The following is a 22645-nucleotide window of genomic DNA, read 5'->3' on the forward strand; positions in this document are numbered from 1 at the left end:
GATGGCCTTCGATCATCCCGACGAGGAACTGCTGGTGGAGCCGCAGTCGCTCGAGGCGTTGCTGGACGAGGCGCTGGAGGAAAGCTTTCCCGCCAGCGATCCCGTCGCGATCTTCCGGCGGGAGCGGGACGAATGAAGCCGCTGCTGCTCTCCCTCGCGGTCGGCCTGCTGGTCGGCGTCATCTATGGCCTGCTGAATGTCCGCTCGCCCGCGCCGCCGTATGTCGCGCTGCTGGGCCTGCTGGGCATCCTGCTCGGGGAGCAGGCCGTCGCTGTCGTGAAGGCCCGCCTTGCTCCGCCGCCGCTTTCGGCCCCGTCCGATGCGCCCTGATCGTCGAACCCTTTCCCAAGCCCTCGGCCTCGCCGCTGTCGCGGCAGGTCTGGGTGGAGCGCGCCGCGCCATGACCTCCGTCGCCCCCGACCTCATCCTCACCAACGGCCGGATCACGACCCTGGACCGCCAGAACCCTTCGGCGGAGGCCGTGGCCGTGACCGGAGGCGTTTTCACGGGCGTGGGGTCCCAGCGAGAGATCCTTCCGACCGCCGACGCGAACACCAGGCGCATCGACCTGGGCGGGCGACGGGTGATTCCGGGCCTGATCGACAGCCACACCCACGTCGTCCGAGGGGGACTGAACTACAATATGGAGCTGCGCTGGGACGGCGTTCCGACGCTGGCGGACGCCATGTCGATGCTGAAACGGCAGGCCCAGAACACGCCGCCGCCCCAATGGGTGCGCGTCGTCGGCGGCTTCACTCGTCACCAGTTCGCCGAGAAGCGGTTGCCGACGCTGGACGAGATCAACCAGGCCGCGCCGGATACGCCGGTCTTCATCCTGCATCTCTACGACCGCGCCTTGCTGAACCGCGCGGCGCTCCGCGCGGTCGGCTACACCCGCGACACGCCGGCGCCGCCCGGCGGCGAGATACAGCGCGACGCCAACGGCGACCCGACCGGCCTGCTGATCGCCCGGCCCAACGCCATGATCCTGTACGCCACCCTGGCGAAGGGGCCGAAGCTGCCCGAAGAGCATCAGCTGAATTCGACCCGCCACTTCATGCGCGAGCTGAACCGGCTGGGCGTCACCAGCGTGATCGACGCAGGCGGCGGCTTCCAGAACTATCCCGACGACTACGCCGTTATCGAAAAGCTGCACGCCGACGGCCAGCTGACCGTGCGACTGGCCTACAATCTCTTCACCCAGAAGCCGCGCGAGGAGCTGGCGGATTTCCGCAGCTGGGGCCGGCAGGTCCGGCCGGGGCAGGGGGACGATCTCTACCGCCACAACGGCGCGGGCGAGATGCTGGTCTATTCCGCCGCCGACTTTGAAGATTTCCGCGAGCCGCGTCCCGAACTGCCGGCAGGCATGGAGGACGATCTGGAGGCGGTGGTCCGTCAGTTGGTCGAGCAGCGGTGGCCTTGGCGGATGCACGCCACCTATGACGAGAGCATCAGCCGGGCCCTCGACGTGTTCGAGACCGTCAACCGCGACCAGCCCTTCGAAGGCCTGCACTGGTTCTTCGATCATGCCGAGACCATCAGCCCGCGAAACATCGATCGGATCGCCGCCCTGGGCGGCGGCATCGCCGTCCAGCACCGGATGATGTACCAGGCCGAGGACTTCGTGGAGCGCTATGGCTCGAACGCGCTCGCCGACAGTCCCCCGATCTCGCGCATGCTGGCCGCCGGCGTGCCGGTCGGCGCCGGCACCGACGCCACGCGTGTCGCCTCCTACAATCCGTGGGTCAGTCTGAGCTGGCTGGTGACGGGCCGGAGTCTGGGCGGCCTGCGCATGTATCCGCCCGAGAAGCGACAGGACCGCGAAACCGCGCTGCGGCTTTGGACCGAAGCCAACGCCTGGTTCTCGAACGAGGAGGGCGGAAAGGGCCGTATTCAGGTCGGCCAGCTTGCCGACCTCGTCGCCCTCGACCGCGATTACTTTTCGGTCCCCGAGGATGAGATCGTCGCCATCCAGAGCGACCTGACCCTTCTAGGCGGTCGGGTTGTCTGGGGCGCGGGCGACTTCGCCCGAGAGGCGCTGCCGATCCCGCCGGTCACGCCCGACTGGTCGCCGGTTCGCACCTTCGGCGGCTATCGCCAGTCGCCGCACAAGACCGGCTTCTTCGCCCGCGCCGCCGCCGCTTGCGGTTGCGCCGCCGTCTGCGCCGTCCATGGCCACGACCACGCCGCCGCCTACCGCACCCACGCCCCGGCCGCCGACGCCACCGCCTTCTGGGGCGCGCTCGGCTGCGGCTGCTGGGCTGTGTGAACCCTCCGCCGGAGATCCGCCATGTCCCGCCTGTCCCTGAGAACGCCCATCCTGCTCCTGGCTACGATCACGGTCGCCGCCGCCTTGGCCGCCGGCGCGCCCATGCCGGCACGCGCCCAGGCGCCCGTGTGCGGCGCCGTCTGCGTCGACACTCGCTTTGTCGAAGCCGGCGGCGTCCGCTACGCCTATCGTGTCGTCGGCGCCGGCGACGGCCCCCCGCTGATCATGCTGAACCGGTTTCGCGGCACCATGGACGAGTGGGATCCCGCCTTCGTCGACGCTCTGGCGGCGAACCGCGCCGTCATCCTGTTCGACAACGCTGGCGTGGCGCGCTCGTCCGGAACGGCGTCGCCGCGCCTGGCCGGTTGGGCCGACAACGCCGCGACCTTCATCGAGGCGCTCGGCTATGAAAACGTGGACCTGTTCGGCTTCTCCTTCGGTGGTCTGGTGGCGCAGGAATTGACGCACCGCCGGCCGGAGTTGGTCCGCCGCCTGATCATCGCCGGCAGCGGGGCGGGCTACGTCGAGGGCCACAACGTCCGGGCCGAGGCGATCGCCGTCGCGACCAAGCCGGTCAACGTCGACGCCGATTTTCTCTACCTGTTCTTCCGCGACACGCCGACGAGCCAGGAGGCCGGCCGGGCGCACCTGGCGCGCCTGCGTCAGCGCCCCGACGCCTTCGCCGCGCGTGTGAGCGCCGACGCCTGGCGCGCCATGCTCTCGGCGGGATCGGATGTCGGAACCGCGGAGACTTCCCTGCTGAACAGGGCGCCCCAGCTGCGCCATCCGGTCCTGGTCGCCAATGGCGTGGAGGATGTGATGATCCCGACCTATCAGTCCTTCGCGCTCGCCCAGGCCCTGCCGAACGCCACGCTGGTGATCTATCCCGACTCCGGACACGCCTTCATGTTCCAGTACCCGGAGCGTTTCGCCCAAGAGGTGGACCGGTTCTTGGGCGCGCGTTGAACCTGGGGCGCATTGCGCGGCGATCTCAGACCGCCGCCCGTGTCGGCTCACCGCCCCATCATCTTCGGCCGCCGCTTAAGCTGAGACCATTTTGTCGCCGCGCGGCATGGCGGTTTCTTCTGCGGGGACGAAACAACCGCCTTCGTTGGGGGTTCGTCAAAGGAAGGGAGCCGCCGATGTCTGATAAAAGTCGCTGGTCCGCCGACGTCACTGAACACAGCGATGCGCTCGATCTTGATGAAGGCGTCTTCAGCGGGAACGATCCCGCCCAGATCGCTGCGTCGCTGAAGCGTTCGGCCGAAGCCAGTCATAAACGCAAGGGCACGCCGTTCCAGTCGGCCATGTCGATGTTGACCTTCTACATCAATCGCGCCGGCGACAACCTGGACCCGGAACAGCGAGAGACGTTGGAAGCGGCCAAGGGCGAGCTGCGCAAGGCGTTTGGCAGGGCCGAGGACGGCGCCTGACGGGACAGGACATCGACATCGATCTTGGCGGGACCGCGGCCATCGGGCGATCCGCTCAACCGTCCCCGGCTCAGGCGCCGGGGCATACTTGAAGCAGGCGAGACAATGAACCGGGATCACACGATGAGCATGAGTTGGGGGCGTTTCGGCGCGATGATCGTCGCATCGACGACCATCATGTTCTTTCTGATGTACCAGCTGGTCTACAGCGCCGAGCATGCCCTGTTCAGCCTGACTCGCCTCGTGTCCGCCCTGGTGATGGGCTGCGTCATGACCGCGGTCATGCTCGGCTTCATGTGGAAAATGTATCGGCCAACGGTCGCCAAGGTCGCGGTGCTCGCCGGGGCTGTCGTGATCGGGATCGTGTTGCTGGCCGTCAATCGCAGTCAGATGCTGGTGGGCGACGTCGACTTCATGAAGGCGATGATCCCCCACCACTCGATCGCCATCAACAACGCCCGCCAGGCCGACATCCGCGATCCTCGCGTGCGCTACCTCGCTGACAGGATCACGCGCGACCAGGTGAAGGAGATCGAGGAGATGAAGCGGCTGATCGCCGACATCGAGGCGCACGGAAGGCGAGCCGACGTCCCGCTTCCGGCCGGACCCGCTTCGCTGTCGCCGGAAGGCGCCAGGGAAGCGACGGACCTCGTGAGCGGGGCGTTGCTGACCGAAGAGCCCCTTTGATGGGCTTGGGCCGGCCAACGCCGCCATCGTGCAAGCGGCGCAGCATGGAGGCCGCGCGGTCAACTCGGAGCCTCTGTCGGCGATGCGACTCAGGAACCCGGAGCGTCGAACACGATTGAACCGGGGACAGCCCGGAGACATCGAATGACCGACATCAACAGCGGCCGCCGCACCTTCATCGCCGGCGCGAGCCTGGCCGCCGTCGCGACCGGCGCCGCAAAGGCGCAACAGCAGCCGCCTGTAGAAGCGCCGCCAGCACCCCGGGCGGCGGACTACCCCAGGCCGCCGTTTCCGGAGCAGCGACAGCCATGGCCGGGCCTGGCCTCGCGCATGACCGCGCCCCGACCATGGGGAGACCAGCTATCGCGGTTCGGGCCGGCTGCTGGGCAAGCGGGCTCTGATCACGGGGGGCGACAGCGGCCTTGGTCGAGCCGCCGCCATCGCCTACGCCCGAGAAGGCGCGGATGTGGCGATCAATCATCTGGAGGCCGAACAGTCCGACGCAGACGAGGTTCTCGCCCTGATACGGGCCGAGGGGCGCAAGGCCGTATCCATCCCGGGCGATCTACGCGAGGAGCGCTTCTGCCGCAGGCTGGTGGAGACGGCGGCGCGCGAACTGGGTGGTCTGGACATCCTGGTGAACAACGCGGCTCGCCAGCAGACCAAGCCGACCATCGGGGACATCACGAGCGAGGACTTCGACGCCACGTTCAAGACCAACGTCTACGCCCCCTTCTGGCTGACCAAGGCGGCGGTGGAGCGGATGCAGTCCGGTGCGGTGATCGTCAACACGTCCTCGGTGCAGGCGGGCGATCCGTCGGAGGACCTTGTCGACTACGCCATGACGCGCGCGGCCGTTCTGAACTTCACCAAGTCGATGGCGAAGCAGCTGGCCGGGAAGGGGATACGGGTCAATGCGATCGCGCCGGGCCCCTTCTGGACCCCGTTACAGGTCAGCGGCGGCGCGACGCCGGAGAAGCTGCGGAGCTTCGGCGCCGAGAGTCCGATGGGACGGCCAGGGCAACCGGCGGAGATCGCCGGGGCTTTCGTCGCGGCTGCGGATCCGGCGCTCAGCTATTCGACCGGGCAGGTCTTCGGCGCCACCGGAGGGGAGGGGCAGCCGGGCTGATCCGCACGAGGCGAGGCTGCCACAGATTTTAAGCGCGGGCTGGCCCTACGGCCGCGCTGTCAGGCCGCGTTAGACCCGGCCGGCGGGTCGGGCTCCAGCAGGCGGTTGACCGCACCTCGAAAGCCGCTAATGCGAAGCGGCTTCTGCATCGCCGCGTCGGCGCCGAACGTCAAGGCGATCCTGAGCAGACTGGCGGAGTCCAGAACGCCGCCGCTGGAGATCGCCAGGATCTTGGCGGTCGCGTTGCGCTTTCTCAGCGCCTGGATGGTTTCCAGGCCGTCGACGTTCGGCATGAGCATGTCGAGGATCACCAGATCGACCGGCAGGCGCTCCATCAGAGCCAGGGCCTGCGCCCCGTCCGCCGCCTCGAGGATCGCGTGGTTGTCGGCGCGCAACAATTCGGTGGCGATCGCCCGAACGGTCGGGTCGTCGTCCACTATGAGGATCAGAGCCATGGTTTCCCTCTCCTGCGCCATCATCGCCCGTGTGGGCGAATGATGTCCTAAGCGACATTCTTAACGCCCTGCTCGACCAGCTTCGACAGGGCGGCGGGGTCCATGGGGCGGTGGAAACGATAGCCCTGCAGGAAGTGGGCGCCGGCGACGCGGAGGAAGTCGGCCTGGGCCTGGGTCTCCACCCCCTCGCAGACCACCTTCATGCCCAGCGCCCGCCCGACGCCCGCGACCGCGTGGATGATGGCCGCAGAGCGCGTGTCGATGCAGCAGTCGTCGACGAAGCTCTTGTCAATCTTGAGGGTGTCGAACGGCAGGTCCCGAAGGGCGTGCAGACTGGTGAAGCCCGCGCCGAAATCGTCCAGCGCGACCGCGACCCCGACGGCCGAGAGCGCCGTCAGCCCCGAGCGCGCCTGATCGATCCTGAGCAGGGCCGTTTCGGTGACCTCGATCTGGAGGCGGTCCGGCCCCACGCCGCTGGCGGCGAGCGCCCCTTGCACGCGCGCGGCGAAGTCCGGCGACTGGAACTCGTCCGCGCCCGCATTGACCGAGACCCGGACGCCGGGCCACGCCTTCACGTCCTCGAGCGCGCGGGCGAGCACGAAATCGGTGAGGTCGGACAGGCGTCCGGCCGCCTCGAGCTCCGGAATGAAGGTTGTCGGCGGCATCCAGCCGCCCTCGCTGGTCCGCCACCGCGCCAAAGCCTCCACCTTGTGGGCGAAGCCTCCCCGCGGATCGCACAGGGGTTGATAGGCCACGGCGAGGCGGCCCTCCGCGAGGGCGGCGTCGAACGCCTCGACGATCGGGGGCAGGGGGGCGACCGCCGGACCGCCGTCGATCGCCGCCAGGGTCGCGGTCAGCACCTGGCGAAGCGCCGGGACGTCGCCGGCGACCGGATCGCCGCGCCGGGCCGCATGTTCCAGCCGACCGGCGGCTTCGGCGACGCCCTTGGCACCAAGGCTCAAACTCATCGACTTCAAGGCGTGCGCGGCGCGGCTGGCCGCCTCCATGTCGCCGCCGTCCGCCGCCGTCTGAAGCTCGTCCAAGCGGGCCGGAGCGTTCTCGCGATAGAGGCGCTCGATCCGGGCCACGAAGCTGTCCGCCCCCTCTGCGCCCATCGTCGCAAGTTCGGTCCGAACGGCGATGTCGAACAGCCCGTCCTCAGGGGCTGGAGCGGAGGGGGCAGGCGCCGGGGCGACGGCTTCCTGCCGCGCCCGGTCCGGCAGATGTTTCGCGAAGACGGCGGCCAAGTCCGACAGGGTGAAGGGCTTGTGGACCACGCCGTCCATCCCGGCGGATCGCCAGGCGTCCGCGGCCGCGCCGATGACATGGGCCGTCAGCGCATAGATCGGCGTCCGGGGTCGGCCGGCCTGCGTCTCTTCACGTCGAATGCGCCGCGCGGCTTCGAAGCCGTCGAGGCCGGGCATGGATCCGTCCATGAGGATCAGGTCGAAGGCGTGATCCGGTCCCGCACGCGCCACGGCCTCGAATCCGTCGACGGCGACCTCCACCGTCGCTCCCAGCCGTTCAAGCGTTTCGCACGCCACCTCCCGGTTCACGGCGGAATCGTCGACGACAAGAACGCGGACGCCGGGATAGCGCACGGCGCGGTCGCGGGTCGCACGGTCGGGGGTGAGCACCGGCCGGCGTCCCTGTCGGAAGGCGTCGAGAACGGCGACGAGGGAGGTCCGGGCGAGCGGACGGGTGAGGTCCTCCGGCCCGGCCAGGGCCGGCTGGCTGGAGAGCCGGACATCGCCGGGCCGGGCGGGCTCAGCGTCGCCGACGATGGCCGCCGCGCTGGCGGGAGCGCCGATGCCGACGCCGTTGAAATCGGCGACATAGGCCTCCACCGCGAGGCGGGTCATCGGACCGAGTTCGCCCAGGCCGATCTCGGCGCCTTCGAGATCCAGGATCGGCGCGGCGGCGGTGACGGGCAGCGGTGCGATGAAGGCGAAGCGCGAACCGACGGTCAGGGTGCTCGACACCGACCACCGGCCCCCCATCGCCTTGACCAGCCGGTCGCAGATCGCCAGGCCCAGACCGGTCCCGCCGTGCAGGCGCGTCGTGGACTGGTCGGCCTGGGTGAAGGCCTCGAAGAGCGTCGGCAGCGCCGCCTCTGGGATGCCGGGCCCCGTGTCCCGCACCTCGAAGCGCACATCGGGCCCCTCCCGGCGCAGTTCGATGAGGACCCCGCCCTCGGTGGTGAACTTGATCGCATTGTTCAGCAGGTTGGCGAGCACCTGGCGAATGCGCGCCGGATCGCCGACCAGGCCGTCGATTGTGGGATCGACATAGGTTGCGAGGTCCAGCCCCTTCTCGGCGGCGCGGGCGGCGAAGAGGTCCGCGACCCCTTCGACGACCTCGAGCGGATGAAAGGAGACGGCCTCCAGATCCAGCTTGCCGGCTTCCACCTTCGAAAAGTCGAGGATGTCGTTGATGACACTGAGCAGGGCCCGGCCCGACGCCGCGATGACCTGGGCGTAGCGACGCTCGCGCGCAGGCAGCTCGCCCTGGTCGAGGAGGTCGCCGAGCGCGAGGATGCCGTTGAGCGGGGTGCGAATCTCGTGGCTCATGACCGCCAGGAAGTCGGATTTGGCCGCGTTCGCGGCCTCGGCCGCGACCTTGGCGTCCGCGAGTTCGGCCGTTCGGCGTTCGACCTTCTGTTCCAGCGTGCGGACGTGCTCGGCCAACTGGGCGTCACGGGACTGGATGCCCAGCATCATGTCGTTCAGGCCGGCCACGAGGTCCCCGACCTCGCCGTCCGCGGGGATGTCCTCCACAAGGGCGTAGGTCTGAGTGCGGCGAATGAGGCGCACGCGCGCTGCAAGCGCCGTGATCGGATCGCTGACGGCGCGGGCGAGGCGCAGCGCCACGATCAGGCCGACCGCCAAGGCCCCCAGGGCGCCGAGCACCGTGGGAGCCGCCGCGTCCAGGATCCGACCGCGCAACTGCGGGGTCTCCGCGAATAGGGTCAGACTTCCGACCCGGCGCCCCTCGTACAGGATCGGGACGGCCACCTCCATCGAGCCGGTCGTCAGGGTGCGCCAGAGACCCGGCGTCTGCGCGGAGTCGATGCGAACGTCCGAGAGGAGGCGCGCGCCGGCGCCCGTTTCGGCCAGGACCTCCCCGGACGCGCCCTCGATCCGGGCATAGTTGAGGCTGGGCATCTGCGCGATCGCGCGCACCGCCGCAAAGGCGCCGGACCGGTCTTGCTGCGCGACGGCCTCGCCGGAGAAGGAGGCGATCACACGCGCGGTCTGGGTCAGCCGTTCTGTCTCCAGGCGCGCCTGTTGTGTCACCTCCAGCCAGGCGGTGACGGCGGTGGTCGCCACGAAGGCGGACGCCAGCGCCGCGACCACGAGGAGGACGAGCTTCGCCGCAAGGGATTTTTGTCGCACCGACTACGGCCCTCCAGAATTATTACCGAAGATACCGAGTGTTAATGACCCCGAGCTTAATGCTTCCGCCTTGATTGGTGGCGAACCCACGGGTTTTGGAGCGGGCCGTGGCGGATTTTCACTATGTCCTTGATGACGCGGCGCGACTGCTTTTCGTGGATGACGACCCCATCCTGAGAGAGTTCGCCAAGGTCAATCTGGCGACCGCGACGACGTCCGTCGACACGGCCGAGGACGGGGCGCAGGCGCTCGAGATGCTCGGCGTCCAATCCTATGATCTGGTCGTGTCGGACCTGGAGATGCCGCATCTGGACGGGTTCGGCCTCCTCGAGCGGCTCCGCGCTTCAGCGGCGACGCGCCATCTTCCGGTCGTCGTCGCTACGGGGCGCGAGGACGTTCTCGCCATCGATCGCGCCTTCGCCTGCGGCGCCACCTCCTTCGTGGTCAAACCCCTGCACTGGCGGCTTCTGAGCTACCAGCTTCGCTTCGTGCTCCGATCGGCGCGCGGCGAGGCGGCGCTGCGGCGGGCGGCGTCTGCGGCTGCCGCGGCGTGACGGGGCTTCGCGCTCTACTTGGCCGACTGGCCCGCTTCCGGCGGGCGGACAGCGGCATGATCGCGCTGAAGTTCGCCCTTGCGGCCCCCACCCTGTGTCTCGTGGTCGCCGGGGCGATCGATCTCATGGCGGTCAGCGCCGCCCGCAGCCGGCTGCAAGACGTGGCCGATTCGGCGGCGCTCGCCGGCGCGCGCGAACTGGGGCTGGCGGTCTCCGACGACGCGGCCATGGAGCGCGCGGGCGTATTCGTGGACGACGCGGTCGCCCGCTGGAGCCAACGTCCCGAGATCACGCGGCAGATCTCGGTCGAGGAGGTGGACGAACAACGGGTCCTCGTTGTGAAGCTGCATGGAAACCGCGTGTCCTTCTTCGTCAATCTCCTGCCGCCGGGCGGCTGGAATTTCGACGTGGTGTCGCGCGCCACCGCCGTCGGGCGCACCCCCCTCTGCGTCCTGGGCATCGGCGACGGGGGCCAGACCGTGATCGCGGTTTCCGACAGCAGCCGCCTCAGCGCGCCGCACTGCATGGTCCACTCCAACCGCGACATCGTCGCCAGCGGAAGCATCGCCGCGGGCGCCGTTCAGGCGGTGACGGGCGCCACAGGCATCATCTCGCCCAAGGCCGGGGTCGGCGCCGCGCCGATCGAGGATCCCTTCAAGACCATGGCCCTGAACGAGTCGCAGCCGTGCAGCGGGACGCCCTCGGTCGAAGTGGTCGACACGGGCGTGATCTACGCCAACCCTGGCGTCCACTGCGGCGGCTACAAGCTGAAGGGAACCGCGCGACTGGTGCTGAGACCGGGGGAGCACTGGTTCCTTGGCGGTCATCTCGAGCTCAGCGACTCCGCCGTCGTCGAAGGCGACGACGTGGTGCTGCTGTTCGACAAGCAGTCAAAGTTCGATTTCAAGAACCAGTCCGTCGTTCGGCTTACCGGGCGACGCAGCGGCGCCCTGGCGGGCCTCGTCATCGTGGCGACGCGAGGCAACACCCAGCGCTTCATCATCTCGAGCGACAATGCGGAGACCCTGCTGGGCGTGATCTATGTGCCGGAGGCGGCCCTCGTGGTGGAGGGCAAGGCCGACGTCGCCCGGGATAGCGCCTGGACCGTGGTGGTCGCCCGCTGGCTGGAACTGAAGGGGTCCGCCTCGCTCGTCATCAACGCCAACTATGAGACCTCCAACGTCCCTGTGCCCTCAGGCGTCGGCCCGAACGCCGGCGGCACGCGTCTTCTGAGATAAGGATCGCCATGACCGCGCCGAACAGCCCGTCCAGCTCATCGCCGGCGCCCGACGTCTCGGATCGCCGCCAGCCCCGCGAGCGGCGGGGCAAGGACCGGCGCAAGCCCGGGGGGCGGATCAACAAACAGGCCCCCCGCCGTTCCCTGATGAAGGTGATCGGGGCCTATGCGACCCTTTGGTCGTTCGGCATACTGTCCGTCCTGTTCTCCGCGAGCGAGGTGGCGGGGCTGAGGGTGCCAACGCCTGCGGCGGCCTTCTTCGTGGCGCTCTCGATGTTCTCCTGCCTCGTGCTGATGCTCGGCAGCCTCGAGCAACGGATGATCGAGATTCGCCTCGAGCTGATGATGACCAACGGGGGGATGCGGCGGGCCGACCGGCGAGGAGGCGATCGCAGAGCGGGCGACGGCGCAAGCGAGCGGCGCGAGGCTGCGCCGCCGCCGGACGGTGAGTAGATCGATGCGCTGACGTAGGCCGACGGGCCTGCCTTCCGCCAGGCGCAGGCGCAGGTCGGTGAACTGACGCCCTTTTGAGGGCAGCCTTGCCGACAGCTGCCTTTGACTCAACAGAGACTTCGGAGCGTTCGCTTTGAAGCGGGTTCCGCCGACCGAAGGCGGCGCTCAGCCATGTCTGGGAACGTCTGGGGCGTAAACACGTGGCGCGAAACTTCGCGGGCGCGTGATTGCGACAGGTCGGCGGCGAGTCTAGTCATGGTGCGATCAGCGAGGCTGAATGGTCGAAATCCGCTCCCTGTCCGCCGCCTGCGCCGAAAGGCGTCAGAACTCCGTCTGCTCGGGCTGTGGCGCGCGGGCGTTCAGCGTGTGCGACAGCTTGCTGCCCGAAGACCTGGCGCGGCTGGACGCCATCGCGGAGCGGATGTCGCTGGCGGCGGGCGACGTCCTGGCCCGCGAAGGCGATCGCGCGGTGAGCGTGTTCAACATCACGTCCGGGGCGGTGCGGGTCTATAAACTCCTGTCGGACGGCCGACGCCAGATTACCGGGTTCCTGTTCGCGGGCGACTTCATCGGCTTGGCCGCGGGCGCGTCCTATGCCTTTTCCGCCGAAGCGATCGAGGACACCACCCTGTGTCGGTTCCGCGCGGTCGAGTATCACGCGCTGGCGCGCGAAAAGCCGATCCTGGAAGCGGCGCTGCTGGATCGGGCGATGCATGAACTGACCGCGGCCCAGGGCCAGATGCTGTTGTTGGGACGCAAGACCGCGCGAGAGCGTCTCGCCAGCTTCCTGGTGACGATGGTGGAGCGCGACCCTCTGCGACCGTCGGCGGAAAACGTGGTGCGGTTGCCGATGACGCGATCAGAGATCGCCGATTACCTTGGCCTGACCATCGAGACCGTCAGTCGGGAGTTGAGCAAGCTGAAGGCGGCCGGCGTCATCCACGCCCTGTCGCTGCACGGACTCCGGATCGAACGGCCTGATCGGCTGCGGGCCCTGGCCGACGGCGAGCGTTAGGCGGGGACGACAGCTGCACGCGGCCTGTGTCGTCCAGGCCGTGCACGCGCACCGATCGCTGGCACAGGGCCATGGGCGGCGCGCGGTGGCTGACCAGGATCAGGCCCTGACCTCTCAAGACCAAGCGACGTTGCAGCGTCTCCAGCACGCGGGCTTCGGTCGCGGCGTCCAGGCCTTCGGTGGGTTCGTCCAGCACGAGCCAGGGGGCGTCGCGCAGATAGGCGCGGGCCAGGCCCAGGCGGCGCCGTTCGCCGCCCGACAGCCGTTCGCCGTTCGGGCCGAGGGGGGTGTCCAGCCCCATCGGCTCGGCGCGGATCCGATCCCCCAGAGCCGCGTCGTCCAGCGCTTCCCACAAGGCGTCATCGTCGGCAGGGCCGGCGAGCAGCAGGTTTTCGCGCACCGAGCCGTTCAACAGCCGAACGTCCTGCGCCGCGTAGGCGAACAGGGCGCGGCGCTCCTCTGGCGCGATGTCGGCGGCGTCTGCGCCGCCCAGACGCATCTCGCCGGCGATGGGCGTCTGGAGGCCGATCAGGCGTTCGATCAGGGTGGTCTTGCCCGCGCCGGACGGCCCGAACAGGCCGAGGCGGAACGGCGGCGGCATTTCGGGTTGGCCGTCGATGATCAGGCCGGCGCCATTGGGTTTCCGCGTGGCGCCGACGTGAAGTGCGGGGACGGCGGCCTCAAGGCGGACCAGGGCCTGGGCGGCGGCGCCGTTCTGATGCAGGGCCGCGACAAGACCGCCGGCCGATTCTACGCCCATGACCGCCGCCAGGCCCGCCAGGGCGATCATCGGCAGGTCGGCGCCGAATGCGGCGGGGATGACCACGCCGACAGCCACGGCGGTCGCGAACGTCTGCCACGCGGCCATCCATCCTCCGGCCTGAGTCAGCGCCATCTGCGTCCGATCGTGGTCGGCGGCGACCCGTGCGACCTGAAGGGCGGCCCAGTCGTTCAGGCCATAGGCCTTGAGTTCGGGGGCGGCGGCTTCGAGAGCGGCGAGGCGGTCCTTGAGCAGACCGACGCCGATCTGCGCGGCGCGGCCCGCAGGATCGGCCAGCCGCCGCGCGATGACGAGGCCGCCGAAGCAGGCCAGGCCCATCGCGAGCAGCAAGGCGAGGCCGGCAAGCGGCGAGGCGAGGCTCGCCATCAGCACGGCGGCGGTCGCTCCGGCAGCCAGGCTCCACGCCGCCGAGCGGCGCACGAAAAGGGTCTGAACCGCATCCACGTCCTGGACCAGGCGGGCGGAGACCTCGCCGGATGAAAGGCTGAGGGCGCCTTCGACCGGGCTGGCGGCGATGGCGTCGAACAGTTGAGGACGCAGGCGGGCCAGGGCCTTCAACGCCGCCTCGTGGCCGGCGACGCGCTCGACATAACGCCCGCCCGTTCGCAGGATGGCGAGCAGTCGGATAATGGCGCTGGGCATCATGTAGTTGAAGCTCTGGGCCGCCGCCGCGCCCGCGGCTCCGGCGAAAGCCGCCCCGGTGATGAACCATCCCGACAGACCCAGCAGGCAGACGGCCGAGACGGACACGACAGCGCCACCCGCCGCCGCCAGGCGAAGCCGGGCGCGCTGGGCGCGAGCCTGGGCGGCGATCAGGCCGGTTATCCGGGGCAGGGCGTTCACAGCCGCACCACGCGGTCGGCCAGGGCGGCGACCGCCGGGGAGTGGGTGGCGATCAGAGTGGTGCGGCCGCGGGCGGCCCGACGGATGACGTCGAGCATCGCGCGCTCGGCGGCGGGGTCCAGATTGGCTGTGGGCTCGTCCAGCAGCAGGATCGGCGCGGGCTTCAGCACAGCGCGCGCCAAGCCGAGCCGTCGGCGCTCGCCGCCCGACAGTCCGCCGCCGCGCTCGTCGATAGGCCGGTTAAGGTCGCCCGAAAGACCCGCGGTGCGCGCGGCCAGGGCGATGCGGCCGGGACAGGCGGTGCGGTCGGCCAGGGCGATATTCTGGGCCAGTGTTCCGGGCACGACGATCGGGTGCTGGCTGGCCCAGGCGACGCGCCCCGCGATGTCGCCGCAAAGGCTGAGCCTCTGCTCGCCGATTTGGATGTCGCCGCGTGTCAGGGGCGCGAGGCCGAGCAACAGATGCAGCAGGCTGGACTTGCCCGCGCCGCTGGCGCCCATCAGGGCGACGGTCTGGCCGGGCATGACATCCAGGCAGAAGGCGTCGATCACCGGCGCCGCGTCTTCATAGGCGATGGCGACGTCGCGGAAATGCAGGGCGGGGCTCGAATCGCCAAGGCGCGCACGCATGGCGGGGCGCGCGTCTGGCACGATCATGGACGGGACGGCGGCCTCTGCGGCCTGGCGGTCATGGTAGGCGGCGGCGAGGCGGCGCAGGGGCGCATAGACTTCGGGCGCCAGGGCCAGGACGAAGAAGGCGCGCGACAGGTCCAGCGTCTCGGGCGCCGGGAAGGGCAGCAGCCGCAGCAGGTTGAATCCGCAGTAGACGGCGATCAGGGCGACCGACAGGGCCGAGAAGAACTCCAGCACGCCTGACGACAGGAAGGCGATGCGCATGACGCGGGCGGTGCGGCGCTCCAGCTCCTCCGATGCCTGGGCGATCTGGGCGGTGGTGCGATCCACGGCGCCGTAGGCGAGGATGGCGGGCAGCGTGCGGATGCGGTCGATGAACAGGCCGGACAGGCGCTCCAGGGCTTGGAACTGACGCCGGCTCTCTCCGGCGGCGGCCGTGCCTGCCAGCGCCATGCCGGCGATGAAGGGGACCAGGGTGAACAGCAGGACGCCCGCCGACACCGGGCTGGCGAGGGCGGTGGCGGCGATGATCAGCAGCGGCGAGACGCCGGCGGCGAGGCGCAGGGGCGCAAACCGCGAATAATAGCCGTCCAACGCCGCGACGCCCTCGACCAGCGCCGTCAGCCGGTTGCCGGATCGCCGTCCTCGTCCGAACAGGTCCGACAGCAGGCGGCTTCGCACATCGGTCTTGACCGCGCAGCCCAGGCGCGCGCCGACGATCACGGCGGCCTGACCGATCAGGCCGCGTCCGACCAGGCTGAGCACGGCCAAGGCCAGCCACGGGGCCGCGGCTGCGGGCGAGACGGTCAGGTTGGAGATCGTCAGGGCCAGGCCGGCCGCGAAGCCGATGGCCGAAACCACGTCGGCGACCGTCAACAGACCGGCCAGCAGCGTCAGCCGGCGCCAGGGGCGGGCGGTCTGCTTGAGCCAGGCGGCCGCTGAGACGGGAGCGATCGGCACGGCGGTCATGGGCGGACTCCAGCACCCGGCCAAGACCGCGCGCCACTAGACAAAACGTCGTTGGACGAAACGTCCAAGGACCAAGCGTCCAATAGGGGCGGGGGATCGGGGACGCTTTGATCGAGATCAAGGCGGCCATCCCGCCCAGCTTCTACGGCCGGGCAAACTTCGGTCGTCCAGACCGAGTGCTCGGAGCAACGCCATGATCGACCTCGCGGTCGTCGACCTGTCCCGGCTGCAGTTCGCGCTGACGGCCCTTTACCATTTCCTGTTCGTGCCCCTGACCCTGGGGTTGTCATTCATGCTGGTCATCATGGAGTCGATCTATGTGATGACCCGCCGCCCGATCTGGCGAACCATCACCCGCTTCTGGGGCGTGCTGTTCGGCATCAACTTCGTGCTGGGCGTCGCGACCGGGATCACCATGGAGTTCCAGTTCGGCATGAACTGGAGCTACTACAGCCATTACGTCGGCGACATCTTCGGCGCGCCGCTGGCCATCGAAGGGCTGATGGCCTTCTTCCTGGAGGCGACCTTCGTCGGGTTGATGTTCTTCGGCTGGGACAAGCTGAAGCCGAGCGCCCACCTGTTCGTCACCTTCATGGTCGCGCTGGGCACCAATCTGTCGGCCCTGTGGATCCTGATCGCCAACGGCTGGATGCAGAACCCGGTCGGCGCCGCCTTCAACCCCGACACCATGCGGATGGAGGTCACCGACTTCATGGCGGTGCTGTTCAACCCGGTGGCCCAGGCCAAGTTCGTTCATACCGTTTCGGCCGGCTACGTCTGCGCCGCGGTCTTCGTGCTGGGCGTGTCCGCCTTCTATCTGCTGCGCGGGAAACATGTCGGCTTCGCCAAGCGGTCGATGACCGTGGCCTCGGCCTTCGGCCTGGCGGCGTCGCTGTCGGTCGTGGTGCTGGGCGACCAGTCCGGCTATGCCCTGACCGATAACCAGAAGATGAAGCTCGCCGCGCTGGAAGCCATGTGGCGCACCGAGCCCGCGCCGGCCGGCCTGACGCTGATCGGCGTCCCCAGCATGAAGGATCGCGAGACCCACTACGGCGTCCATGTGCCGTGGATCATGGGGCTGATCGCCACCCGCACCATCGACAAGCCGGTCGAAGGCATCTTCGAACTGGTCGCCACGGCCGAGACGCGCATCGAATCCGGCGTCATTGCCTACGACGCGCTGGAGAGGGTCAAGGCCAACCCCGCCGATCCCGTGGCGCGGGGTCTTTTCGAGGCTCACCGTCGCGACCTGGGGTATGGGCTTCTGCTGAAGCGTCACGTCGCCGATCCGCGTATGGCCTCGCCCGAGCTGATCAAACAGACCGCGTGGGACACGGTGCCGAACGTCCCGGCCCTGTTCTGGAGCTTCCGCATCATGGCGGGCGTGGGCCTGTTCATGATCGCCCTGTTCGGCACGGCCTTCGTCCTGTGCACGATGCGCAAACACGAGACCCGCTGGCTTCTGCGCATCGCGGTCCTGGCCATCCCCCTGCCGTGGGTCGCCATGGAGTTCGGCTGGATACTGGCCGAGTTCGGGCGTCAGCCCTGGGCGGTGGAGGGCGTGCTCCCGACCTTCCTGGGCGCCTCGTCCCTGACCGTGCCGCAGCTGTGGGCCACCATCGTCGGCTTCACCCTGCTGTACGGCGCCCTGGCCGTGGTCGAGGTGCGGTTGATGCTTCACGCCATCAAGAAGGGGCCGTTCCACGAGCAGGAGACGTTCGGCGAAGCCGCCCCGCAAGCGCAGGCCCAGTTCGTTCCCGCGCCAGCCGTGGCTTGACCCAGATTTCCTAAGGACATCCGACAATGGACCTTCCCCTCGACTTCGCCACCCTGCGCCTGATCTGGTGGGGCCTGCTGGGCGTGCTTCTGATCGCCTTCGCCCTGACCGACGGGTTCGACCTGGGGGTCGGCGCCCTTCTGCCCTTCGTCGCCAAGACCGATGAGGAGCGCCGCATGGTGATCAACACCGTCGGCGCCACCTGGGAAGGCAACCAGGTGTGGTTCATCCTGGGCGGCGGCGCGATCTTCGCCGCCTGGCCCTTCGTCTATGCGGTCAGTTTCTCGGGCTTCTACCTGGCCATGTTTCTGGTGCTGTCCGCGCTGATCCTGCGGCCGGTGTCGTTCAAATACCGCTCCAAGCGGGCGTCGCCCAAGTGGAAGGCGTTCTGGGACTGGTGCCTGTTCGTCGGCGGCTTCGTTCCGGCCCTGGTTTTCGGGGTGGCGGTCGGCAATGTCCTGTTGGGCGCGCCCTTCCATCTCGATAGCGATCTTCGATCCTTCTACGACGGCAGCCTGCTGGGCCTGTTCACCCCCTTCAGCCTGATCGCCGGCCTGCTGTCGGTCGCCATGCTGGTGCTGCACGGGGGAGCCTGGCTCTCGGTCAAGGCGGAGCGCGGGCCGGTGCTGGAGCGCGCGCGTCTGATCGGCACGGTCGCCGGCGTCCTGGCCCTGCTTCTGTTCGCGGCGGGGGGGCTTTATGTCGCCTATGGCGGGCTGGGTTATCGGATCACCGGCGCGCTGGACGTCAACGGCTTCTCCAACCCGTTGCGGACGACCGTTCAGGCCGCGCCCGGCGCGTGGCTGGACAACTACGGTCGCTATCCCTGGATGATGGTCGCCCCGGCGCTCGGTTTCCTCGGCGCCCTGGTCGGTCTGATCGGGATGTGGCGGCGGTCGGCGCCGCTGGCCTTCGGCGGGTCGTCGGCGTCCGCTGTCGGGATCATCTCGACCGTCGGCCTGTCGATGTTTCCCTTCATCCTGCCAAGCACGGTCAATCCGCAGTCCAGCCTGACGGTGTGGAACGCCTCGTCCAGCCATCTGACCCTGTTCATCATGCTGATCGTGACGGTGATCTTCCTGCCGCTGGTTCTGGCCTACACCGGCTGGGTCTACAGCGTGCTCTGGGGCCGCACCTCGACCGCCGCCCTCAAGACCAACCCCGACCTTTACTGAGCCATAGGAGCCGAAAGCGATGTGGTATTTCTCTTGGATCCTGGGCCTGGGTCTGGCGGTGGGCTTCGGCGTGCTGAACGGGCTGTGGCACGAGTTCCACCTGTTCGACGAGGGCGATGCCGGCCTGTCGGTCGATGCGTCGAAAGAGGGCGATGTTCCCCTCTAGCCCCAGTCGTGCCGCCGTGCGCCGCCTCATCGACCGTTACGACGTCCATGCGCCGCGCTACACCTCCTATCCGACGGCGGCGCAGTTCACGCCCGCCGTCGGGCCGGCCGACTGGGCCGCCTGGCTGAAGCGCACGCCGCGCGATGCGGCGGTTTCGCTCTATCTGCATTTTCCGTTCTGCAAGCGGCTGTGCTGGTACTGCGGCTGCAACACGCGGGCGGTGAACCGGGCCGGCGTCGTCTCCACCTATGTGGATCTGCTGCTGCAGGAGGCCGATCTGGTTCTGGCCCATATCGGTCGTTCGGTCCGTGTGGGTTCGATCCATCTGGGCGGCGGCACGCCCAATATGCTGTCGCCGGATGACCTGGAGCGACTCTTCGCGGGGCTTTCGGCTCGGTTCGACCTGCGCGACTGTTTCGAGATCGCCGCCGAGCTGGACCCCGAGGTTCTGACATCGGAGTGGGTCGAAGCCGCCGGGCGGGTCGGCCTGAACCGCGCCAGCCTGGGGGTTCAGGACCTGTCGCCGCGCGTCCAGGCGGCGGTGAACCGGCCCGAAAGCTTCGAGACCATCCGCTGGGCGGCCGAGGCCTTGCGAGGGCAGGGCGTGACCTCGCTCAATCTGGACCTGATGTACGGCCTGCCGCTCCAGACGGTCGAGCATGTCGTCACCACCCTGGGCCGGGTGACGACGCTGAAGCCCGATCGGATCGCCCTGTTCGGCTATGCTCATGTGCCGTGGATGAAGCCGCATCAGAGGCTGATCAACGACGCCGACCTGCCCGACGCCGAGGCGCGCTTTATCCAGAGCCAGGCCGCGGCGCGCTATCTGACCGGCAAGGGCTGGCAGACCGTCGGGCTGGATCATTTCGCCCTGCCGCACGATGGGCTGGCGGCGGCGGATCGCTCCGGGCGGCTGCATCGCAACTTCCAGGGCTACACCACCGATGCGGCCGAGGTGCTGATCGGCCTGGGCGCTTCTTCGATCAGCCGCACGCCACAGGGCTTCGTCCAGAACCACGTGCAGGAACGCGACTGGCGCCAGGCGGTGGGCGCCGGAGATCTGCCGGTCGCTCGAGGCGTCGCCCTGACCGAGCAGGCCGCCTTCGTGGGGGAGATCATCGAGCGGTTGATGTGTGACTTCGTCGTCGATGTCGCGCGGATCGCGCGTCGTCGCGGCCGCGACCTGTCCGAGGTCGCCGGCGCCTGGTCCCGGCTGGAGCGGTTTGCAGCGGATGGCCTGGTCTGTCTGGACGGGACGGTGGTCGCGGTGACGACGCTGGGCAAGCCCTTTGTGCGGGCGGTGTGCGCCGCGTTCGATCCCGACGCCGCCGATATCCAGCAACGGCACGCGCGGGTGGTCTGACTGGACAGATTGTCCATGCCCGTCCTGCTTTGCGCTGGATCAAGGGCGGCGCCCGCGGCGTGGCGCATCACGCCTCCCAGACGCCTTCAGAAGGTCGCAAGAGGCGGCCGGGGCGTCGGGGACGAGAAGATGAAGACCAAGATCCTGTTTCTTGCCGCCGTCGCATTGGCCGCCGTCGCTGCGCCGACCTTGGCTGCGGCCCAGAGCGCGAGCGTGGCCTCCGTCGCGTGGGAGGCGCCCCGGAAGGGTGACTTCCTGCTGACGGGCCGTATCACGGACGTGTTTTCCCAAGCCGACGACGCCATCGTCACCGCCGCCGGCGCCGATTCCGGCCTGAAGGTGGATGTCGGCGACAGCATCATGCCAACCCTGGGCTTCACCTATTTCCTGACCGACCACCTGGCGGTCGAGGCGATCCTGGGGACGACCCGGCACGAGATCCGCGCCCAGGGCGGGTCAACCGATGTGGCCGTGCACGAGACCTGGGTCCTGCCGCCGGTCGTGACCCTGCAATATCGCCCCCTGACCCAGGGCCGCGTCAGCCCCTATGTCGGGGCCGGGGTGAATTACATGCTGTTCTATGACGGCAAGGACAGGAACAGCTTCAAGGTCGATCTTGAGGATGGCTTTGGCTACGCCCTGCAGGCGGGCGCCGACATCGGCGTCCAGGGGCGCTGGAGCGTGAACCTGGACGTCAAGAAGGTCTGGTTCAACACCGAGGCCAGCGTCAATGACGGCGCCCTGAAGTCCAGTGTCGACCTTGATCCCTGGGTGGCGTCGGTGGGGGTGAGCCGCAAATTCTAGGCGGTCAGCGCCGACGGCGGGGGACGTCTGCTTGTGGTGTGGACGCAAAATCCGCTGTCGGCGCAGCCGGTCTCCCGGGACGATGCCCGGATCACGGCGAGATTACGCCGAATTCACGCGTCAGGCCGCATCCGAACAGCTCAAGTCGAGCCTCTGACGGGAAAGTCCTGGAGACCTCATGAAATCCCGCCTTTTCGCCGCCGCCCTGACGCTTGTCGCCGTCGCCTCGCCAACCCTCGCCCAGGCCCAAAGGGCGCCGCAGCCGGTGGTGCTGGTGCGCGCCGGAAATCTGTTCGACTCGGAGGCCGGCCGCATGGTCGGGCCGCGTGACATCCTGATCCGGGGCGAGCGGATCGCAGAGGTCGGAGAGGCGCTGGCGACGCCGGAGGGGGCGACGACCATCGATCTGCGTCGTTGCTCGGTGATCCCCGGGCTGATCGACGCCCATACCCACCTGCTGCTTGAGCAGAAAGGCGGCGAGGGCCTGTCGGACGTCGCCGCGCGCGATCACGTCGTGCAAGGCGACGTCTATCGCGCCCTGACCGCGGCCGGCCGCGCGCGCGAGTATGTGGAGGCCGGATTCACGACCGTGCGCGACCTCGGCAACTCGGGCCGGTTCCTGGACCTGGTCCTCGAGCGGGCGATAGACGACGGGCGGCTCGTCGGGCCGCGCATCTATGCGTCGGGTCCCGGGCTGGCGCCGGCGGGCGGCCAGATGGAGCCCATGCCCAATGATCCTCACGATCTGGTCAATGGCGAGTACCGCATCGTGACCGGGGTGGAGGACGCCCGCGCCGCCGTCCGCGAGGCGATCGCCCGCGGGGCGGAAGTCATCAAGATGTATCCGGAGGCCACGCCCCAGCGCACCCGCCTGTCGGTCGAGGAGATCAGGGCCATCGTCAGCGAAGCGAGCCGGCACGGCGTTCCCGTCGCCGCCCACGCCACCAGCGACGCCTCGATCCGTGAAGCCGTCGAGGCCGGCGTCACCTCCATCGAGCACGCCTACGACGTCTCGGACGAAACCCTCCAGCTGATGGCGCGCAAGGGCGTCTGGCTGGCGCCGACCGATCCGTCGTTGGAGATGGCGCTGGAGTTCACCCGCAGCTGGCCGCAGCAGCCCCCGCGCGAAGAGGTCGAAGGCCACCTGCAGGGCGGCCGAGACCGCCTGATGCGGGCCCGCCGCGCGGGCGTCCGGATTGCGCTAGGATCCGACCTCTACTTTCCCTATGGGCCGGGCCGTGGGGCCGGATCGCGGGCGACCCTGGACGGCTATGTCGAGGCGGGGCTGACGCCGACCCAGGCGCTGCAATCGGCGACGTGGGAGGCGGGCCGGCTGCTGGGCGACGACGGGCTGGGCGTCGTTCGACCGCGCGCCTTCGCCGATCTCGTCGCCGTCGAGGGCGATCCGACCGAGGGGCTCTCGCCTCTGCGAGCTCCGCGCACAGTGATCAAGGGCGGACGCGTCGTTGCGGGGGAAATCGACGCCTGTGCACTCGACTGAACCAGGA

At 69.0% G+C, this 22645-nt stretch carries 21 protein-coding genes; 17 read left to right on the top strand and 4 right to left on the bottom strand.

Going from position 1 to position 22645, the window contains the following annotated elements; translation table 11 throughout:
- The first annotated feature begins 1 nt into the window (after nucleotide 1).
- From ACE3PU_RS04280 to ACE3PU_RS04310, 7 genes are all read left to right on the top strand, one after another.
- Nucleotides 2–136 (top strand): hypothetical protein, encoded by a 135-nt coding sequence (locus ACE3PU_RS04280; protein WP_374387004.1) that lies wholly within the window; start codon nucleotides 2–4, stop codon nucleotides 134–136.
- Complete coding sequence (locus ACE3PU_RS04285) at nucleotides 133–330, top strand: DUF1427 family protein (protein WP_374387006.1); 198 nt, start codon at nucleotides 133–135, stop codon at nucleotides 328–330. The genes ACE3PU_RS04280 and ACE3PU_RS04285 overlap by 4 nt, the downstream gene beginning before the upstream one ends.
- Nucleotides 331–400: 70 nt before the next feature.
- On the top strand, nucleotides 401–2269 hold the full coding sequence (locus ACE3PU_RS04290; protein WP_374387008.1) for an amidohydrolase: 1869 nt from the start codon (nucleotides 401–403) through the stop codon (nucleotides 2267–2269).
- Nucleotides 2270–2290: 21 nt separating this feature from the next.
- Nucleotides 2291–3235 carry an alpha/beta fold hydrolase gene (locus ACE3PU_RS04295; protein WP_374387011.1) on the top strand — a complete coding sequence of 315 codons (945 nt, stop codon included), beginning with the start codon at nucleotides 2291–2293 and terminating at the stop codon, nucleotides 3233–3235.
- A gap of 176 nt (nucleotides 3236–3411) precedes the next feature.
- On the top strand, nucleotides 3412–3702 hold the full coding sequence (locus ACE3PU_RS04300; protein WP_374387013.1) for a DUF3175 domain-containing protein: 291 nt from the start codon (nucleotides 3412–3414) through the stop codon (nucleotides 3700–3702).
- Between the two features lie 105 nt (nucleotides 3703–3807).
- On the top strand, nucleotides 3808–4389 hold the full coding sequence (locus ACE3PU_RS04305) for a DUF305 domain-containing protein (RefSeq protein WP_374387016.1): 582 nt from the start codon (nucleotides 3808–3810) through the stop codon (nucleotides 4387–4389).
- A 382-nt stretch (nucleotides 4390–4771) separates the two neighbouring features.
- The gene (locus ACE3PU_RS04310; protein ID WP_374387240.1) at nucleotides 4772–5518 is read left to right on the top strand and encodes an SDR family oxidoreductase; all 747 of its coding nucleotides are present in this window, start codon (nucleotides 4772–4774) and stop codon (nucleotides 5516–5518) included.
- Between the two features lie 59 nt (nucleotides 5519–5577).
- Here the strand turns inward: ACE3PU_RS04310 and ACE3PU_RS04315 are convergent, their stop codons facing one another.
- The gene (locus ACE3PU_RS04315) at nucleotides 5578–5973 is read right to left on the bottom strand and encodes a response regulator transcription factor (protein WP_374387018.1); all 396 of its coding nucleotides are present in this window, start codon (nucleotides 5971–5973) and stop codon (nucleotides 5578–5580) included.
- Nucleotides 5974–6020: 47 nt separating this feature from the next.
- Complete coding sequence (locus ACE3PU_RS04320) at nucleotides 6021–9368, bottom strand: EAL domain-containing protein (RefSeq protein WP_374387020.1); 3348 nt, start codon at nucleotides 9366–9368, stop codon at nucleotides 6021–6023.
- A 107-nt stretch (nucleotides 9369–9475) separates the two neighbouring features.
- Between ACE3PU_RS04320 and ACE3PU_RS04325 the strand changes: the two genes are divergently transcribed.
- From ACE3PU_RS04325 to ACE3PU_RS04340, 4 genes are all read left to right on the top strand, one after another.
- Nucleotides 9476–9922, top strand: coding sequence for a PleD family two-component system response regulator (locus tag ACE3PU_RS04325; RefSeq protein WP_374387022.1), 447 nt, complete (start codon nucleotides 9476–9478; stop codon nucleotides 9920–9922).
- Between the two features lie 56 nt (nucleotides 9923–9978).
- Nucleotides 9979–11160: a TadE/TadG family type IV pilus assembly protein gene (locus ACE3PU_RS04330; protein ID WP_374387024.1), complete on the top strand. Its 1182-nt coding sequence runs from the start codon at nucleotides 9979–9981 to the stop codon at nucleotides 11158–11160.
- An 8-nt stretch (nucleotides 11161–11168) separates the two neighbouring features.
- Complete coding sequence (locus tag ACE3PU_RS04335) at nucleotides 11169–11612, top strand: hypothetical protein (protein WP_374387026.1); 444 nt, start codon at nucleotides 11169–11171, stop codon at nucleotides 11610–11612.
- Between the two features lie 277 nt (nucleotides 11613–11889).
- Nucleotides 11890–12627: a helix-turn-helix domain-containing protein gene (locus ACE3PU_RS04340; RefSeq protein WP_374387028.1), complete on the top strand. Its 738-nt coding sequence runs from the start codon at nucleotides 11890–11892 to the stop codon at nucleotides 12625–12627.
- Here ACE3PU_RS04340 and ACE3PU_RS04345 read toward each other — a convergent pair.
- Both ACE3PU_RS04345 and cydD read right to left on the bottom strand, forming a co-directional pair.
- Nucleotides 12548–14251 carry an amino acid ABC transporter ATP-binding/permease protein gene (locus tag ACE3PU_RS04345; RefSeq protein WP_374387030.1) on the bottom strand — a complete coding sequence of 568 codons (1704 nt, stop codon included), beginning with the start codon at nucleotides 14249–14251 and terminating at the stop codon, nucleotides 12548–12550. The genes ACE3PU_RS04340 and ACE3PU_RS04345 overlap by 80 nt on opposite strands.
- Nucleotides 14248–15852: a thiol reductant ABC exporter subunit CydD gene (gene cydD, locus ACE3PU_RS04350; protein WP_374387032.1), complete on the bottom strand. Its 1605-nt coding sequence runs from the start codon at nucleotides 15850–15852 to the stop codon at nucleotides 14248–14250. The genes ACE3PU_RS04345 and cydD overlap by 4 nt, the downstream gene beginning before the upstream one ends.
- 196 nt (nucleotides 15853–16048) lie before the next feature.
- Between cydD and ACE3PU_RS04355 the strand changes: the two genes are divergently transcribed.
- The 6 genes from ACE3PU_RS04355 to ACE3PU_RS04380 all read left to right on the top strand — a co-directional run bounded on the left by ACE3PU_RS04355 (nucleotide 16049) and on the right by ACE3PU_RS04380 (nucleotide 22638).
- Complete coding sequence (locus ACE3PU_RS04355) at nucleotides 16049–17629, top strand: cytochrome ubiquinol oxidase subunit I (RefSeq protein WP_374387242.1); 1581 nt, start codon at nucleotides 16049–16051, stop codon at nucleotides 17627–17629.
- A 26-nt stretch (nucleotides 17630–17655) separates the two neighbouring features.
- On the top strand, nucleotides 17656–18804 hold the full coding sequence (gene cydB, locus ACE3PU_RS04360) for a cytochrome d ubiquinol oxidase subunit II (protein ID WP_374387034.1): 1149 nt from the start codon (nucleotides 17656–17658) through the stop codon (nucleotides 18802–18804).
- Between the two features lie 19 nt (nucleotides 18805–18823).
- On the top strand, nucleotides 18824–18970 hold the full coding sequence (gene cydX, locus ACE3PU_RS04365; RefSeq protein ID WP_374387037.1) for a cytochrome bd-I oxidase subunit CydX: 147 nt from the start codon (nucleotides 18824–18826) through the stop codon (nucleotides 18968–18970).
- A 16-nt stretch (nucleotides 18971–18986) separates the two neighbouring features.
- Complete coding sequence (gene hemN, locus ACE3PU_RS04370) at nucleotides 18987–20333, top strand: oxygen-independent coproporphyrinogen III oxidase (RefSeq protein ID WP_374387039.1); 1347 nt, start codon at nucleotides 18987–18989, stop codon at nucleotides 20331–20333.
- Between the two features lie 129 nt (nucleotides 20334–20462).
- The gene (locus ACE3PU_RS04375) at nucleotides 20463–21137 is read left to right on the top strand and encodes an OmpW family protein (RefSeq protein ID WP_374387042.1); all 675 of its coding nucleotides are present in this window, start codon (nucleotides 20463–20465) and stop codon (nucleotides 21135–21137) included.
- A 178-nt stretch (nucleotides 21138–21315) separates the two neighbouring features.
- Nucleotides 21316–22638 carry an amidohydrolase family protein gene (locus tag ACE3PU_RS04380; protein ID WP_374387045.1) on the top strand — a complete coding sequence of 441 codons (1323 nt, stop codon included), beginning with the start codon at nucleotides 21316–21318 and terminating at the stop codon, nucleotides 22636–22638.
- The last annotated feature ends 7 nt before the right edge of the window (nucleotides 22639–22645 follow it).

This window comes from Brevundimonas sp. (assembly GCF_041911375.1).
Taxonomy (GTDB): domain Bacteria; phylum Pseudomonadota; class Alphaproteobacteria; order Caulobacterales; family Caulobacteraceae; genus Brevundimonas.